13 protein-coding genes are annotated in these 17,008 nt (G+C 33.9%); 8 read left to right on the forward strand and 5 right to left on the reverse strand.

Features of this window, described 5'->3' with window-relative positions; all coding sequences use genetic code 11:
• Nucleotides 1-31: 31 nt before the first annotated feature.
• Nucleotides 32-583: a hypothetical protein gene (locus BM289_RS02325; RefSeq protein WP_091490547.1), complete on the forward strand. Its 552-nt coding sequence runs from the start codon at nucleotides 32-34 to the stop codon at nucleotides 581-583.
• A gap of 55 nt (nucleotides 584-638) precedes the next feature.
• Nucleotides 639-1,148 (forward strand): hypothetical protein, encoded by a 510-nt coding sequence (locus BM289_RS02330; protein WP_091490549.1) that lies wholly within the window; start codon nucleotides 639-641, stop codon nucleotides 1,146-1,148.
• Between the two features lie 30 nt (nucleotides 1,149-1,178).
• On the opposite strand, the gene BM289_RS02335 is transcribed toward BM289_RS02330, so the two are convergent.
• Both BM289_RS02335 and BM289_RS02340 read right to left on the reverse strand, forming a co-directional pair.
• Nucleotides 1,179-1,532 carry a hypothetical protein gene (locus BM289_RS02335; RefSeq protein ID WP_091490550.1) on the reverse strand — a complete coding sequence of 118 codons (354 nt, stop codon included), beginning with the start codon at nucleotides 1,530-1,532 and terminating at the stop codon, nucleotides 1,179-1,181.
• Nucleotides 1,533-1,583: 51 nt separating this feature from the next.
• Entirely contained in the window at nucleotides 1,584-2,558 is a 975-nt protein-coding gene (locus BM289_RS02340) for a polyprenyl synthetase family protein (protein ID WP_091490552.1), read from the reverse strand.
• A gap of 270 nt (nucleotides 2,559-2,828) precedes the next feature.
• Between BM289_RS02340 and BM289_RS02345 the strand changes: the two genes are divergently transcribed.
• From BM289_RS02345 to BM289_RS02370, 6 genes are all read left to right on the forward strand, one after another.
• Nucleotides 2,829-3,350: a YceI family protein gene (locus BM289_RS02345; RefSeq protein ID WP_091490553.1), complete on the forward strand. Its 522-nt coding sequence runs from the start codon at nucleotides 2,829-2,831 to the stop codon at nucleotides 3,348-3,350.
• 108 nt (nucleotides 3,351-3,458) lie between these two features.
• Nucleotides 3,459-4,058, forward strand: coding sequence for a TetR/AcrR family transcriptional regulator (locus BM289_RS02350; protein WP_091490555.1), 600 nt, complete (start codon nucleotides 3,459-3,461; stop codon nucleotides 4,056-4,058).
• Nucleotides 4,059-4,144: 86 nt separating this feature from the next.
• Nucleotides 4,145-5,479, forward strand: coding sequence for a TolC family protein (locus BM289_RS02355; RefSeq protein WP_091490556.1), 1,335 nt, complete (start codon nucleotides 4,145-4,147; stop codon nucleotides 5,477-5,479).
• A gap of 12 nt (nucleotides 5,480-5,491) precedes the next feature.
• A complete protein-coding gene (locus BM289_RS02360) occupies nucleotides 5,492-6,559 on the forward strand; it encodes an efflux RND transporter periplasmic adaptor subunit (protein ID WP_091490558.1) in 1,068 nt (355 codons plus the stop codon).
• Nucleotides 6,560-6,688: 129 nt separating this feature from the next.
• Entirely contained in the window at nucleotides 6,689-9,865 is a 3,177-nt protein-coding gene (locus BM289_RS02365) for an efflux RND transporter permease subunit (protein ID WP_091490560.1), read from the forward strand.
• A gap of 389 nt (nucleotides 9,866-10,254) precedes the next feature.
• Complete coding sequence (locus tag BM289_RS02370) at nucleotides 10,255-11,499, forward strand: TCR/Tet family MFS transporter (RefSeq protein WP_091490561.1); 1,245 nt, start codon at nucleotides 10,255-10,257, stop codon at nucleotides 11,497-11,499.
• 104 nt (nucleotides 11,500-11,603) lie between these two features.
• On the opposite strand, the gene BM289_RS02375 is transcribed toward BM289_RS02370, so the two are convergent.
• The 3 genes from BM289_RS02375 to BM289_RS02385 all read right to left on the reverse strand — a co-directional run bounded on the left by BM289_RS02375 (nucleotide 11,604) and on the right by BM289_RS02385 (nucleotide 16,938).
• On the reverse strand, nucleotides 11,604-12,041 hold the full coding sequence (locus BM289_RS02375) for a retropepsin-like aspartic protease (RefSeq protein ID WP_091490563.1): 438 nt from the start codon (nucleotides 12,039-12,041) through the stop codon (nucleotides 11,604-11,606).
• Entirely contained in the window at nucleotides 11,977-14,622 is a 2,646-nt protein-coding gene (locus BM289_RS02380) for a CHAT domain-containing protein (protein WP_091490565.1), read from the reverse strand. Before BM289_RS02380 ends, BM289_RS02375 begins: the two co-directional genes overlap by 65 nt.
• 363 nt (nucleotides 14,623-14,985) lie before the next feature.
• Nucleotides 14,986-16,938, reverse strand: coding sequence for a PKD domain-containing protein (locus BM289_RS02385; protein WP_091490566.1), 1,953 nt, complete (start codon nucleotides 16,936-16,938; stop codon nucleotides 14,986-14,988).
• Nucleotides 16,939-17,008: the final 70 nt, after the last annotated feature.

A 17,008-nucleotide genomic window follows, 5' to 3' on the forward strand; every position in this document is an offset into this window, starting at 1 on the left:
ACGTAAAAATTTGTTAAAATAAACGTTAACTATGAATAAAAATCAAATTTCAATCGTTTTCAATTTCTTTTTTGTGATTTTGGCTGTTTTATTTTCAACGAATGTCTCAGGACAGCAAAAATATGTTATAGATAATAGTAATCACTTTTGGGACAAAGTTCAATTTGGAGGCGGATTGGGTCTAGGATTTGGTTCCGGATATACCGATATTTCTGTAATGCCTAGTGCAATTTATAACGTAAACCCAATTGTTGCTGTTGGAGTTGGACTGCAATTTGGCTATTTAAATTCGAGAAATTATTATGAATCGTACGTTTATGGCGGAAGTTTAATCACACTTGTGAATCCCATTCCAGAAATTCAACTATCTGCAGAGTTGGAACAAGTTAAAGTAGATACTAGATACGAATCGAATATTAACAGACCCGCTTTTTCAGATAGTTATTGGAATACTGCATTATATTTGGGCGCTGGTTACAGAACAGGAAATGTTACTATTGGTGCTCGTTACGACGTTTTGTATGATCCGAATAAAAGTCTTTACGGATCTGGATTTATGCCTTTCGTGAGAGTTTATTTTTAAATTGCTATCCCGATAGTCATCGGGACTGAGATACTAAGATTCTAAGTTTTTTAGTATGAATTATTATACTTATTGGTCCATTTCTGAATTGCCATCGAACACAAGGTCTTTTAGCGTATTTTTTTGGGTTGCAATTTTCTCTTTTATTCTTTGGGCTTTGATTAAAAAGTTTAAAAGAGGAAATGATGATTATGAAAAAGTGATATTATTGTGGACAATTGGTCTAGTTTTTAGTATATCAACAATTATGTTTTTCTATCTACAATTTTATACAACAGATACTACAGAGAAAAGAATTCAGAATCTTTTTAATTCTCCCAATGTATTAGTGGTTGAAGGGAAAATTTCCAATTTAGAAAGCTTTAGGCCGATTTCTCGAAGAAAATCTGTTACGATAGAAAAGTTTAAAGTCGATTCTATTGATTTTCAATATGAAGATGCTTTATTAGGAGGTTTTAATACTTTTACTAAAGCTAATAATGGGGTGCTTAAGAATGGTGTAAATGTGAGAATAACTTATGGGAAAAGGTATCATGAGATTTTAAAAGTGGAAATTGCTCAATAAATAAAAAGCCTTTGTCACTTTGTATCTTTCTCACTTATAATAATTCCTAAACCAAACCTTCTGCCATTCTCTTTTTAAAATCAAAAACGCAACTTGTTCCGCTAGAATTACTAAATCTGATCCATCGAGTTGTTTGATTTCGTTTTCGGGAACATCAATAATGTAAAGCAGATTTAAATATTCAGCAAATTTGTACTGAATCATTCTGTAAATCTTTTCATGAAGCTGAATTTTCAGTTCGTCAGGAGAAATGCTTAATGGAAAATCAATTCCTTCATTTGCCAGATTAAAATCTTTATTGATCTGTTCGATTAAGTTTAGATATAAAGTCTCTGCCTGCGCTTGCGCTAATAATGATTCGGTATTTACTGGTGCTACAAACATAATTATTTTAGATTTTAGACTTTAGATTGTAGATTTACTGAAAACTGAACACTAAACTTTACGTCCCATTAAATTTTCGCCAAAAGTCCTTAAAACATCTTTCTTTTCAGCGTTGATTTCCATTTTTTCCAAAGTTTCAAAAGCTTTTAAAGTATACATTTCGATAGCATCTTGTGTTGCTTTTGAAGCTCCTGATGCATTAAAAATAGCTTTTGCAGTTTCTATTTTTTCGGTATTATCCTCTAATTGTAAAGTAAACAATTGCTCTAATTCTGAAGCTTTTTCTTTTGAAGAAAATTCCAGAGCTTTTAGGTATAAATAGGTTTTTTTGTTTTCGATTATATCGCCTCCAACTTGTTTTCCGAAAGTTTCCGGATCTCCAAAAGCATCCAGATAATCGTCCTGTAATTGGAAAGCTAATCCTAAATTCAATCCGAAATCATAAATTAAATCGGCTTCATTTTCAGATGTTTTGGCTACAATCGCGCCCATTTTCATGGCGGCGGCAACTAAAACAGCTGTTTTGTATTCAATCATCTTGAGATATTCCGGAATCGTAACATCTTTACGAGTTTCAAAATCCACGTCCCATTGCTGGCCTTCGCAAACTTCAAGAGCTGTTTTGCTGAATAATTTTGCTAGATTTCTAAAGACATTTGGTTCGTATTGTTCAAAGTATTGATACGCCAAAATCAGCATCGCATCGCCAGAAAGGATTCCTGTATTTAAATTCCATTTTTCATGAACCGTTACTTGGCCTCTTCGCAAAGGTGCATCATCCATTATGTCATCATGAACAAGTGAGAAATTATGAAAAACTTCTACAGCCATAGCTGCAGGAAGAGCAACGGAATAATCAGTATTAAAAACTTCTGCCGCCATTAAAGTTAAAACCGGGCGAATTCGTTTTCCTCCAAGCCCTAAAATATATTCAATCGGTTCATAGAGATTTACAGGTTCTTTGTGAATATTTTGTTTTTTTAAATAATCAATAAAAAAATCCTGGTACTGACTAATATCGTGCATAAAATGAAATTCTGATTTTCGAGCCTCAAAGATACAATTCAATTATGAATTATTGCTTTCTAAATTTTAAATGCTGTTAAAACTTTAAAAGGATTAAATAAAAAGCGCTAAGAATGAATTTGTTAAAATATTTTCTAAAAAACTTGGAAACTTTTTTGGTATTTAGAGTTTCCTGTCTATATTTGCAGCGTTGAATGGAAACTGGAAACACTAAAAAAGTTTCCATTGAGAGTTTAAAACAATTAATAAGCTCATTAAAATCAGATATTTATGAAAACAACATGGACTTTAGATTCTACACAATCAGATGTTTTAATTAAAATGAGACATTCAAAAATTGCTTATTTAGGAGGAACTACAAATAAATTTGGCGGTTATGTGAGTCTTGAAGACAATGAAATTGAAGATGCATCGGTAGAGTTTTCACTTGATATTAATAATAAAAACGAAAGTTTTCAGCAGGTCGATTCTTCTTTACAACTTCAAGATTTTTTTGAAGCAGATGAACATCCTATTGTTAGTTTTAAATCGACTTCATTTCAAAAAGTAAACAACAATATTAACTTCATTAAAGGTGATTTAACGATTAAAGATGTGACAAGGGTGGTTGAACTTGACGCAGAATTTATTGGCGTAAATACGTATAATGGTCAAAAGAAAGTGGCCTTTGAAATTAAAGGAGATATCAAACGTCAGGATTTTGGTTTAAACTATGAATCTTTTAATCATAACAGCGGTTTGGCTCTTGGAAAAGACATCAAGTTAATCGCTAATCTTGAATTTAGCATATAAATCTTACATAATCATTAGTTTAATGTAAAATTATTACAAATATAATGGAAACTATTTTATAGATTTTAGTTTCCTAACTATATTTGTAAGGCAATTGGGAAAATTAAAATGAAAGAGAAAATAATAGCAAAAGCAAGCGAACTTTTTTTAAAGCTTGGTTTTAAGAGTGTTACAATGGATGATATTGCAGGAGAAATGTGTATTTCGAAAAAAACGATTTACAAATATTTCTGTAATAAAGAGGTTTTGATTGAAGAAAGCACTTCTTTGGTTCATGGACAGGTGCACGAAATTATGGATACCATTATCGCTAAGAATTATAATGCCATTCATGAGAATTTTGAGATTAGAGAAATGTTTCGTGATATGTTTAAAAACAACACAGATACTTCGCCAATTTATCAGCTGAAAAAACATTATCCAGAGATTTATCAAAATATCCTTTCTATCGAAATTGATCAATGTACACAATGTTTTAGAGATAATATCGAAAAAGGAATACGTGACGGACTTTATAGAGATGATTTAAATATAGAGGTTTATGTGAAGTTTTATTACACATTGGTTTTTCATATAAACGAAAATACAGTTTCTGAAAGTGAAGCACAACGAATAGAATTAGAAGCATTAGAATACCATACTCGGGCAATGGCTACTCCAAAAGGAGTCGAGGAATTAGAAAAGCAATTGAAAAGAATTAAAAATTAACCATTCCAAAATTAATCGTCATTTTTCGATGTGAGGGTAAAGAAATAATGACGGTCTTATCTCAAATTTAATAAATAGTAACACTTATGAAAAGAATCTTTCTTATAGTTTTGTGTACAATAGGCTTTTCTGCCGTCGCACAAACAACCACTTTAACTCTGAAAGACGCGGTCAATTATGCGCTTCAAAATAAAGCAGATGCTAAAAAGGCAAAACTTCAGGTTGAAAATAGCGAATATAAAATCCAGGAAGTACGTTCAAGAGCGTTACCGCAAATATCTGCAAATGGAAACCTAACGTACAATCCTATTATCCAGACAACAGTTATTGATGGAGCAGGTTTTGGACAACCGGGAACTACAATCCAAGCAGCATTTGGACAGACCTGGACTTCTACTGCAGGACTTTCTTTGACACAGGCAATTTTTGATCAATCTGTTTTTACAGGGTTGAAAGCGGCAAAATCTACTCGTGAATTTTATCAAATAAACGATCAATTGACAGAAGAGCAAGTTATTGAGAGAGTGGCGAATAACTATTATTCTGTATATGTCCAGCAGGAAAGACTCATGCTTTTGGATAGTAATTATGTAAACACTACCAAAGTTCGTGATATTGTAAAAGGTCAGTTTGACAACGGTTTGGCTAAAAAAATTGATTTAGATCGTATTGTCGTTAAAATGTCTAACATCGATACAGAACGTCAGCAGATTAAAAATCAAATTACATTGCAGGAAAATGCTTTGAAATTCTATATGGGTATGCCTATCGAAACTCAAATCGTTTTGCCAAAAGAAGAATTTGAAGTGGTTCCGGCTACCTTAACTCAAGAGCCAAATATCGAAAACAGAACAGAATATCTGCTTTTGAAAAAACAAGAAGAGCTTTTGGTTTACAATAAAAAAGCAATGCAGGCAGGATATTACCCTACGCTTTCATTAACTGCCGGTTACAATTATATTGGTCAGGGTCCTGAATTTCCTTGGTTTGCAAAACCAGATAAAGGAGTTTATTGGTCAGATTTCTCTGCAATTGGGTTAAACTTACATGTGCCAATCTTTACTGGTTTTGGTACTCGTGCAAAAGTAAGACAAGCAGATGTTGAAATTAGATCAATTCAGGAAGACATTAAAGACACTAAATTATCACTTGATCTAGATTATAAAAATGCAATGACTCAAATCAATAATAATTTGGTGACCATTCAGAATCAACAAGAAAATATGCGTTTGGCTAGTGAAATTCTTAGCAATACCAAAAACAATTATCTTCAAGGTCTAGCTTCTTTAACCGATTTGCTTGACGCTGAAAATGCATCACTTGAAGCTCAGAATAATTATACCAGAGCAGTTTTAAATTATAAAATTGCCGAAATATCTCTAATTAAATCAAAAGGCGAACTAAAATCTCTTACTAAATAACAAATTATTACAATGAAAAAAATAATTATAACAATCGTAATCATAGTCGTGGCAATTGTCGGGATTAACTTCATTTTAAATAAGAATAAGGCTGAGAATGAAGGTAAAACTGCAATTGTAGCAGAAAAAAATGCAGCAGTTTCGGTAAAAGTAGCAACGGTAAAAACAGAAGATGTAAATCTTGGTTTTACTGCAAACGGAAACTTTGCACCAATTCAGGAGTTGACTTTCTCTGCTGAAAAATCTGGAAAAGTAATCAGCGTTTTAGTAAAAGAAGGTGATTACGTAAGAGTTGGACAAACTCTTTTGACAGTAAGAGGTGATGTAATCAATGTAAATGCTCAAGCAGCTGAAGCAGCATATCAAAATGCAAAATCGGATTATGCTAGATATGAAAACGCTTTCAAAACAGGTGGTGTTACAAAACAACAATTGGATCAGGCAAAATTAGCTTTAACAAATGCGCAATCTAACTATACTCAAGCTAAAATTAATGTTGGAGATACAAGAGTAAAAGCTCCAATTAACGGATACATCAATAAAAAATATGTTGAACCAGGATCTATTTTAGCTGGAATGCCTGCAACTGCTTTATTTGATATTGTAAACGTTTCTAAATTAAAATTGACTGTTACAGTAAACGAAAGCCAAGTGGCAAGTTTAAGATTAGGAAACACAGTAAACATTACCGCTAGTGTTTATCCTGATAAAACTTTCTCTGGAAAAATTACTTTCATCGCTGCTAAAGCAGATGCTTCTTTAAACTTCCCGGTTGAAATCGAAATTACAAACAATGCTAACAACGACCTTAAAGCAGGTATGTATGGAACTGCAAACTTTGGTTCAAACAACCAAAAACAAAACTTAAAAGTGGTTCCTAGAAATGCTTTTGTTGGAAGTGTGAGCAGTAACGAAATCTTCGTAGTAGAAAACAACATTGCTAAATTGAAAAAAGTAGTTGCTGGAAGAATTTTAGGAGATAAAGTTGAAATCATCAATGGTTTGAATGACGGAGATGTAGTAATTACTACAGGTCAAATCAACTTACAAGACGGAAATACAGTAGAAATTATTAAATAAAAGTAATTAGTGGTTTAGTACTGTAGTACTTAGTCCTTAGTTTTTTAGTGTCTTGATTAGGCACCAGACTAAGAACGAAATGACTAAGGACTAGCAACTAAAAAAACTAATGACTTAATAAAAAAACATATGAAATTAGCCGAAATATCCATAAAACGTCCGTCGTTAGTAATTGTATTGTTTACAATTCTGACTTTAGGTGGATTGTTCAGCTACAGCCAGTTAGGCTACGAGCTGATCCCAAAATTCGAAACCAATGTAATTACGGTTTCAACTACTTATCCTGGTGCTTCTCCGAGTGAGGTTGAAAATACAGTAACAAAGAAAATTGAGGATGCGATTGCTTCTCTTGAAAACATCAAAAAAATCGATTCGAAATCTTATGAGAGTCTTTCGATTGTATCGATTACATTGACCTCAAATGCCAATGTTGATATTTCGATGAACGATGCACAGCGTAAAATCAATGCGATTTTGAGCGACTTACCAGACGATGCAGATCCGCCGTCATTGACTAAATTCTCTTTGAGTGATTTACCAATTATGACCCTTGGAGCAAATGGTAAAATGGACGAAGCGCAATTTTACGATTTGATTGATAAAAAGATTGCTCCAATTTTATCTCGTGTACAAGGGGTTGCTCAGGTAAACATTATTGGTGGTCAAGAGCGTGAGATTCAGGTAAATCTTGACGCTGTAAAAATGCAGGGTTACGGACTTTCAGTTCCTCAGGTACAGCAGACCATTTTGAGTTCAAACTTGGATTTCCCTACTGGAAACATTCAGACTCGTAACCAAAAAATCTTAATCCGTTTAGCGGGTAAATATAAAAACGTTGAAGAATTAAGAAACCTAGTAGTTTCTTCTCAAAACGGAATTCAGGTTCGTTTAGGAGATATCGCTGACGTTCAGGATACACAAAAAATCGCGGAGAAAATTGCGCGTGTTGATCAAAAAAGTGCGATTGTACTTCAAATTGTAAAACAATCAGATGCAAATGCGGTTGCGGTAAGTGAGCAGTTAATTAAAACTGTTAAGACATTAGAGAACGATTACAAGTCGGTTCAGTTAAAATTAGAAGTTGCAAAAGATAGTACAGTGTTTACGCTTGAAGCAGCAGATTCTGTTGTACATGACTTATTAATTGCGGTTATTTTGGTAGCATTTGTAATGTTGTTCTTCTTGCATAGTATTAGAAACTCATTAATCGTAATGGTATCTATTCCTGCCTCTTTGATTGCAACATTTATCGGAATCTATTTATTAGGTTATACGCTTAACTTAATGTCTTTACTAGGTTTATCTCTTGTTGTTGGTATCCTTGTGGATGACGCGATTGTGGTATTGGAAAATATTTATCGACACATGGAGATGGGTAAAAGCCGAATCCGTGCTGCTTATGATGGAACTGCCGAAATTGGTGCAACCGTAACTTCGATTACTTTAGTAATTGTGGTGGTGTTCTTGCCAATTGCAATGTCTACAGGATTGGTGTCGAACATTATTACACAATTCTGTGTTACGGTAATTATCTCTACGATGTTCTCATTATTGGCTTCGTTTACTATTATCCCTTGGTTATCTTCTCGTTTCGGAAAATTAGAACATATTGAAGGTAAAAACCTTTTCGGAAGAATCATTCTTGGATTTGAAAGTTACTTAACTCGTTTTACGGACTGGGTATCTAACTTGCTAAACTGGTGTTTAGATCACTATATTAAAACAATGGTTGCTATTGTGGTGATGTTCTTTGGTACAATCTTCTGGTTAATGGGAGGTGGTTACATTGGAGGAGAGTTCTTCGCATCATCTGATAGTGGTGAGTTCTTGGTACAAATTGAGATGCCAAAAGATGCTTCATTAGAGCAGACCAACTTTATGACGCAAAAAGCAGAAGCTTTCTTAAAAGGAGAAAAATATGTTTTCAGCCAGATTACAACTGTAGGACAAACCAGTGAAGGTTTAGGAGCGGCTCAGGCTACAGCTTACAAAGCAGAGATTGACGTTAAAATGATTGAGCAAAAAGATCGTACAGATGACGCCAACGTTTATGCTGCTAAAACAAAACGTAAATTAGAGAAAATTTTAGTTGGTGCTAAGGTAAAAACAGTTCCGGTAGGTATTTTAGGAACAGCAGAAGATGCTACTTTAGGTTTGATCGTAACAGGTCCAAACGTAGAAAGTGCCATGAAATTTGCAAAAATGGCTGAAGCTGAATTGCGTACTATTCCTGGAACAACTGAGATTAAATTAACAGTTGAAGACGGAAACCCGGAGATTAACGTTCAGGTTGACAGAGATAAAATGGCGGCGTTAGGATTAACACTTCAAACAGTTGGTTTAACAATGCAGACAGCTTACAGTGGAAACACTGATGGTAAATATAGAGCTGGTGAATACGAATATGATATCAACATCAAATACAACGAATTTGATAGAAAAAACATCACAGACGTTAGTAACTTGATTTTTATCAACAACGCAGGTCAGCAAATTAAATTAAACCAATTTGCTACCATTACTGAAGGTTCTGGACCAAGTAAATTAGAGCGTAGAGATAAAACGGCTTCTGTAACGGTACAAGGTCAGAACGTTGGGGTGCCAGCGGGAACAATCGTACAACAATGGCAGGCAAAATTGGATAAATTGAAAAAACCAACAGGAGTTAACTACATCTGGGGTGGTGACCAAGAAAACCAGTCAGAAGGATTTGGTACTTTAGGAATCGCATTATTAGCGGCTATTATTTTGGTTTACCTTGTAATGGTTGGATTGTATGACAGTTTCGTTCACCCGTTTGTTGTATTGTTTGCAATTCCGCTTTCGTTCATTGGGGTTTTATTTGCCTTGGCATTAACAAACAATACTTTAAACATCTTTACCATCTTAGGGGTAATCATGTTGATTGGTCTGGTGTGTAAGAATGCGATCATGCTTGTCGATTATACGAATCAGAGAAGAGCAGCTGGAGAATCAATTCGAAACGCTCTTATTCAAGCGAACCACGCTCGTTTACGTCCGATCTTGATGACAACAATTGCGATGGTGTTTGGTATGTTCCCAATTGCATTAGCATCTGGAGCTGGAGCAGAATGGAAAAACGGATTAGCGTGGGTAATTATCGGAGGTTTGATCTCTTCATTATTCCTAACATTAATTGTGGTTCCTGTAATCTATGATATTATGGAGAAAATCATTAGAAAATTCTCTAAAGGAGAAAAAATCGACTACGAAGCTGAAATGCACGCGGATTATACGCCAGCAGAATTAAGTGAAGATGGTTTTAATCCTAAACATACCCATTAATAGTTTTAATTTTTGATAATGAAATTCCGAACCCGAATTCGGAATTTCAAAATGAAAAATCCCAGATTCCTTCAAATTGGAATTTGGGATTTTTTTATTGATTATCTAAAATCATTCGACGCAGTTAAAGATTTTCTATTCATTACATTAAAACATAACCCGTGGTTTCAACCACGGGTTATGTTAAGCAAAAGGATAAATATTTAAACAGATCAAATTAGAAAAAGATCTGCGTTTATCTGCTAAAATCTTTTTTAATCTGCGTGAAAAAAAAACATTTTCAATTGGAATTTGGGATTTTGAACTTTGGAAATTAACCGTTGAGATTTTGGGTTTTTTTATTGTTAATTGAAAAATCTGTTTATTTGCATCTCCTTACAAAAATAACTATGCTACAAAAAGACAAATCTGCAGCCATTGGTTTTATTTTCATAACCATGTTAATTGACATTACAGGATGGGGAATTATTATTCCTGTGGTTCCAAAATTAATCGAAGAATTAATTCATGGCGACATCAGCGAAGCGGCAAAAATAGGTGGCTGGTTAACTTTCGCCTATGCGATAACTCAGTTTGTATTTGCCCCAGTAATTGGAAATTTAAGTGATAAATTCGGAAGAAGACCAATTATCTTGATTTCGCTTTTTGGTTTTTCGCTAGATTATATTTTATTGGCATTTTCGCCAACTATTGTTTGGCTTTTCATCGGAAGAATTATTGCAGGAGTGACCGGAGCGAGTATTACAACGGCTTCAGCATATATTGCGGATGTTAGTACTCCAGAAAACAGAGCTAAAAACTTCGGATTAATAGGCGCTGCTTTCGGATTAGGGTTTATTATTGGTCCTGTAATTGGAGGACTTTTAGGACAGTATGGATCCAGAGTTCCTTTTTATGCAGCGGCGGTTTTGTGTATGTTGAACTTTCTATACGGATTTTTCATTCTGCCAGAATCACTTAAAAAAGAAAACCGCAGGCCTTTTGACTGGAAACGTGCCAATCCAGTTGGAGCAATTCTAGGTTTAAGAAAACATCCCACTTTAATTGGATTAATTGCTGCAATCTTTTTCTTGTATGTAGGTTCTCATGCGGTACAAAGCAACTGGAGCTTTTTTACTATCTATCAATTCAATTGGGATGAAAGAATGATCGGAATCTCATTAGGAATTATTGGTTTATTGGTTGGCGTAGTACAAGGCGGATTGGTTCGTTTTATTAATCCAAAAATTGGAAACGAAAAAAGTATCTATATCGGTTTGGCTTTATACACAATCGGAATGCTGTTATTCGCTTTTGCAACAGAAAGCTGGATGATGTTTGTCTTTCTAATTCCATATTGTCTTGGCGGAATCGCTGGGCCTGCTCTGCAGTCGGTTGTAGCGAGTAAAGTTGCACCAAGCGAACAAGGAGAAATTCAGGGAACTTTGACTAGTTTAATGAGTGCTTCTTCAATTATTGGCCCGCCAATGATGGCCAATACATTTTACTTTTTCACTCATAATGATGCGCCTTTTAAATTTGCTGGAGCGCCATTTATTTTAGGAGGAGCTTTGATGTTACTGAGTACAGTTATGGCTTATTTTTCACTGAAAAGACATGCATTTGGAAAGACAGAAATGGATAAAATAGAATAAAAATAATAAAGAATATTTTCGAAAAGATTTATGTGTCGCTCCGCAGGAATAGTTTCATAAAAAAAATGGCTGTCTCAATTGAGACAGCCATTTTTTGGGAATTTTTATTTTAAATACAAATAATGATTAAAATAATCAATAATCGCTTTACCTTCTAGTAAAACATCAGCGCCTATAATGCCGTGAACAGGCTTTGCTTTATACGATTCTAAAGCTTCATTGACATGTGAAAGATCAAAAATCACAATGCTGAAATCCTTGTTTTTCCAGCTTCCTAACTGTAATTTATTTTGAGATGAAATCTGAGTTTTCATTCCCGTTCCGCCAGCGCCCGAAGCTTTTGTTTTTGATTTTTTTGCTGCTAATTCAAAGTATTCTATACCTTCGAATCCGATGCAAGTGTTCGATGCGCCTGTGTCTAAAATGAAATTTCCAGAGATGCCGTTAATTTTGGCTTTAATCTGTAAATGCTGAGTTTTAGTGATTTTGAATTTTATTTTTTTGTAATTCTCTATTTTGAGAATTTCGTGAAGATTTTCCATTTCTGTACTGATTGAAACCCAAAAATAAGCCAATTACAGCCAAAAAACTAATGATATAGAAGATATAATTTGTAGGTTTTTCGGTTTCTTCGATAGTTCCATAATAAACAAAAGCACTCCAGTAATAAGGTGATTTTTTAGCATTTGGAATGGTTTCATCTTTTAAAAAATCCCTTTTAGCATTGGCACTCGCTCGTACAAAAGAAACATTGTGTTTGATTTCTTTATAAAAGTAATCCATAAAAACAGAAGTCGTATAATCGTTTACATTCCATAACGAAAATAGCAGATTTTGAGCTCCTGCAAACTGAAAACCTCTTGCAACACTCATAGCACCTTCTGCTTTATATAACTTCCCAATTCCCGTTTCACAGGCACTTAAAACCACCAAATCAGGATTAAGTTTTAAATTATAAAGTTCAGAAAACAAGATTTCTTGATCGTAAAATTTGATGCTGGCAGGAGTTTCCAAATCGCCTGAAGAAGCGTGTGTACTGAGATGTATAATAGATTTTCCTATTGAATTATTTTTAAAGTTTGAAAAACTAGCATTTTCGTTTTCAAAAAACTGTCCTTTAAAATTATGTTTTATGGATTCTAATTCATTTTTTGAAAATCTAAGTGCGTAATTCGTCTTTTTAAAAATCGGAAAAACACCGAGAATGTTTTGTTTTCCTTTTGAAAGGGTATTGGAATTCAAATATAATTCGGCCGAATTGTTGTAAGCAACATCAAATTTGTCCAGCAGATAATGCATTTTGGTAAAGTTGGTCGTATTGGACGTTTCATTGATTAAGGCTTCAAAAGGCAGAAAAGACAGAATACCATCTGGAATTAAGATTAAATTTTTATGTTTTGAAGGATTGGGAATTTGAAGCTTTTTGTAAACCTTATTTCCCAGTAAATTATATTTTTTAGGATTATTAGTAATGGCCGAAGGGTCTTTAAAAAGACCAATAAAAGAAAGCAGTTCTGGAAAAGCGTTTTTTTCGGTTTCTATTTTATGTAGTGTTATTTTATTATTTTCTAAAGTAAAATTATAAATACAATGTGTTCCGAAAAAGTATTCGATTAATAGTGCATTGTCTTTTTCTAATTTGGCATAAAGTGCAGAAAGATCAAAGTTGGTATTCTTTTTTGAACCTGTTTTGCTTTGTTTCGTTTTCAAAAGAAGCATTAATTCATTTTGTTTTTTTACTGCTTCATTGATTTTCGAAATATCCGCCAATTCCAGTTTTTGCTGTTCTTTCAGAATTGTAGTATTCCAATTTTGTAATTGCTGTAAAATCAGTTTTTCTTCTCTTGAAATCGTTTCTGAATTTTTAAGATGATTTTTTAAAACCACCGATTTAGTTTGTTCCGAAAGTAGAAAAGCGCTTTCCATATAGCTCATTTTTCTTTCTTTTTCATAAAGAGAAAGATAGATTTCAATACACTTTTCTGTTCGGTTTCGGTTTCGGACTTGTGTTATAATTTTAGAATTTTCATAAACCAAAAGTGACTGAATCATTTCTTCAATCCCAAAAGAAAGCTCGTAACTTTTCAGCGCCTCTTTAGGTTTATTTTTGGCTAAAAAAATCAAAGCCTGTAAATCCAAAGCATCCAATAAAACCGTTTCCGCATAAAGCGAATTTTGATTGGGCAGTTTACTTTTTGAACTGGAATAAGAAGGAAGAAGTGTTTTAAAAATGAATTCAATATTTTCTTGTGCCTCGGCTAATTTTCCTTCGCTGAAAGCAATAAAAGCGGCTTCATAATAAAACTGTCCTATTTTTCTAGGTTCGCGATTAGAGGTTTTATTGAATTCGGTTTTAGCTTTTTCGAAGTATTCTGATGCTTTTGCAAAATCATTTTCATTGACTTTTAACTGCGCCAGATTTCGATACCCATTAGCTAAAGTTTCCGTTTGTGATTTATCCTTTTTTAAAAAAGAAACAGCTTTTAAAAAGGAAGTTTCAGCTTCGGTTTTTTTAGAAGATAAAACAAAGTTTGTACCTAAATTATTCAGTAAAAGACCTTTTTCTGTGTTGGAGAGTTTTTCGGTTTGAATGGTATTTTCAATTAATTCGATTGCTTTATAAACATTTCCCGTATTCTGATAAACATTCGAAAGATTAAGAATTGCGGCCGTTTTTTGAGCTTTGTTTTTCTCCTGAGTGGCAATAAAATAATATTGTTTGATAGTATTTTCGGCATTTTCATAATCGCCCAAAACCGTATACAAGTTTCCTAAAGGTTTTAAACAGAATTCAACAATATCATAATTTTTCAATTTGTATTTCTGATAAATCATCCAGGCATTTTCATAGCTTTTTACCGCTTTTAAAGTTTGTCCAAATTGATTTTCGTAATAGGCTTTATTGCAGTTTAAAATGACAATCGCCAATAATTCGTCTTTGGTTTTTGGTTTTGCACTTTTCCAAAAATCACTTTCAATATTTCCGAGATTTTGTAACGCTTCCGCGGAAGGATTTGCAGTAAAACTGTCAACAGCATTATATATTTTATCCTCCTGATTTTGCCCGAAAACATTCAGACTCAGGAAAAGGAAGATAAAACCATATAAGTGATGTAAGTTCATATTATGTTGTTTTTTTGCCACGACCCGAGCGATAGCGAACAGGCGAAGCAATTTCACGAATTTTCGCAAATCGAAACTTAATAATAAGTATGATGACTGCTATTAAGCAGACTATTTTTTTAGGCCACTGATTAAAAAGATTTTTAGGGTTTTTTGTTCCGATCTCTAAATGTCGGGATGAGATTGGACTGTTTGTTTTAATCTGTGTTAATCTATATAATCTGTGGCAAAAAATTGTTTAAATCTGAGTTATGAATAGTCATGTAAGTATTATTTAAAATTAGTGGAAATTAGTGAAATTAGTGGCAAGAGATCCTTTGCGTATCTCTGTGGAACCTTCGCGTATCTTTGCGGTATAACCACCTAAAACTTCCAAATTCCATACACCTGAAAATAATTAAAATTCTGTTCAAAATTAATCACATATCGAGCACCAAGACTCGGCCCAATTCTGGCAAAACCTGCCGTTAAATCAAATAACAGACCTGTTTTTACATCTGTAAAACTGTTTTTTACTTTATCTGAAGTGGTTGTCGAACTAATCAAAAAATTCTCTTTATCGCCTTCGTAAGTATCTATTTTAATCGTCTGATTTTGCTCAGAAGAAACATTGATGTTGGCCTGAATCCCCGCACCAACACCAATGTAATTGTTGATGTTGTAGCGAATTAAAACCGGAACTTCCCAATTGATATTTTTATTTTCAGTAGAAGTGGTGGTACGCACCAACTGTCTTGTTCCATTGGCATTGGTATTAAATTCGTCTGTAACATTTACAGCACTGTTATATTGGTTTAAAGCATTTACCCATTCAACCTGCCAATAAAAACGATACGATTTAAAAGGCGAAAGCGTAGCTCCCACAAAATAACTCGTAGATTTATCCAAATCAGGATAAAAATTATAACCTGCTTTTGCACCAATCGAAAGTCCAGGCAGGAATCGGGTAGTGGCATAATTGGTAATTATCGGTTCATTTTTATCAAAAATAATGGCGGTTCGGCTTTTGGTTTTTACCTTATGAAAATCTTCGCCAAACTTCATCGAGTATTTTACAAAACCTTTTGTAGAATCTTTTTCATGAACATTTTTTTGTTCGCTTCCCGGCAGATAAATATTTTTAAAAGTAAAAATGATTTGTTTCTGTTTGATAATCGTATCAAGACAGCTTACAGTTGGTTCTTCGCCTTTTGGACAAATCGGACATTCGGGATACATGCTTTCAATCTGGAAAGTCTTTTTGTCAAACATATCCGGAACGTCTGTTTCTAAACGAATTTTCCTTGCCGGACCTTCACCATTATTCTGAAAACGGGTTTTAAAATTTACTCTTTTAAAACGAACCAGTCTGTAATTCATAAATCTTCCGTTAGAACCCATTTTATTTGGGTCATGAGAAGTCACAATTTCCATTTCCAGATTTTTCACTTTATGGTTTTTATAACTTCTGTTAGGAACAAAAATACCGCGCATGGTAACCGTTGCACTGGTATCTTTAATCATTTCGGGAGTGGTTTTGAAAGTGTAAAAAACATTTCGTGTTTCGCCCGGATTCGCGTCGTCGAATTCTAAAACAGAAACATTATGATAGGTTTTGTTGGCATCTAAAAGAGATGCGTCCAAATCTTCTTCAGTGGTTGTATTTCGGTATTTTTTGGTTTTGAAATTCCCTTCGGCGGAAGCCATAAAATTATTCGAATCATTCAAATCATCTACTGAAGCGACTAAGTTTTCTTTGACCTCACGTTCGCCCGCATAAGTTCGAAAATCACTTAATTCGAAATTATTGTGTTTGAATTGCCTTTCATTATAAAACAAATAAAGTTTGCCACTCGAAACATAATTCTCCAGATTCTGATAACTTACCACGACCACCATTTCCTGTTCCGGAATTGGATCACAGTTTTTTATAATTGCAAAACCGTTCTGATCTGCAATCGAAGCAATATCTTTATAATTAGTATCCGTAATATCATTTACAGCCACTTTTTTAGGGCGTGTTGCAGGTGGTTTCCCGTTGTCGTAATTGTTCGTTACGGCAAGTCTTGTGGTATAAGTGCCTTTCTTTTTGTAAACATGTTTCGGTTCGGCTTCTTTGCTGTAATGTCCGTCGCCGAGTTCCCATAAATAAGAATAACTTGGCTTTGGCGCCCCCGCAATCGGAATCAAAGGCGGTGTCTCGGGTTTATAAGAAACCTGATTTCCGTTTTGAATAAAACTGATGTTAGCTCTTCGGGTTATGGTGTCTTTTACTTTGGTTTGCCCTATTGAGAGAATAGAAAAGAGAATAAAGAAAATACACAGTTGTGGTTTCATAACTAGATAGTTTTGAGGCTTAAAATTTCCTGGGAAAATTTCAAACAGGATTAAATGTAAAAAAAAGTGA

Source organism: Flavobacterium phragmitis, assembly GCF_900112575.1.
In the GTDB taxonomy this organism is placed as follows: Bacteria; Bacteroidota; Bacteroidia; order Flavobacteriales; family Flavobacteriaceae; genus Flavobacterium; species Flavobacterium phragmitis.

Bases quoted from the DNA above. Each gene is read 5' to 3' on its own strand.
- BM289_RS02325 (WP_091490547.1), top strand. From the start codon at position 32: ATGAATAAAAATCAAATTTCAATCGTTTTCAATTTCTTTTTTGTGATT.
- BM289_RS02330 (WP_091490549.1), top strand. From the start codon at position 639: ATGAATTATTATACTTATTGGTCCATTTCTGAATTGCCATCGAACACA.
- BM289_RS02335 (WP_091490550.1), bottom strand. From the start codon at position 1,532: ATGTTTGTAGCACCAGTAAATACCGAATCATTATTAGCGCAAGCGCAG.
- BM289_RS02340 (WP_091490552.1), bottom strand. From the start codon at position 2,558: ATGCACGATATTAGTCAGTACCAGGATTTTTTTATTGATTATTTAAAA.
- BM289_RS02345 (WP_091490553.1), top strand. From the start codon at position 2,829: ATGAAAACAACATGGACTTTAGATTCTACACAATCAGATGTTTTAATT.
- BM289_RS02350 (WP_091490555.1), top strand. From the start codon at position 3,459: ATGAAAGAGAAAATAATAGCAAAAGCAAGCGAACTTTTTTTAAAGCTT.
- BM289_RS02355 (WP_091490556.1), top strand. From the start codon at position 4,145: ATGAAAAGAATCTTTCTTATAGTTTTGTGTACAATAGGCTTTTCTGCC.
- BM289_RS02360 (WP_091490558.1), top strand. From the start codon at position 5,492: ATGAAAAAAATAATTATAACAATCGTAATCATAGTCGTGGCAATTGTC.
- BM289_RS02365 (WP_091490560.1), top strand. From the start codon at position 6,689: ATGAAATTAGCCGAAATATCCATAAAACGTCCGTCGTTAGTAATTGTA.
- BM289_RS02370 (WP_091490561.1), top strand. From the start codon at position 10,255: ATGCTACAAAAAGACAAATCTGCAGCCATTGGTTTTATTTTCATAACC.
- BM289_RS02375 (WP_091490563.1), bottom strand. From the start codon at position 12,041: ATGGAAAATCTTCACGAAATTCTCAAAATAGAGAATTACAAAAAAATA.
- BM289_RS02380 (WP_091490565.1), bottom strand. From the start codon at position 14,622: ATGAACTTACATCACTTATATGGTTTTATCTTCCTTTTCCTGAGTCTG.
- BM289_RS02385 (WP_091490566.1), bottom strand. From the start codon at position 16,938: ATGAAACCACAACTGTGTATTTTCTTTATTCTCTTTTCTATTCTCTCA.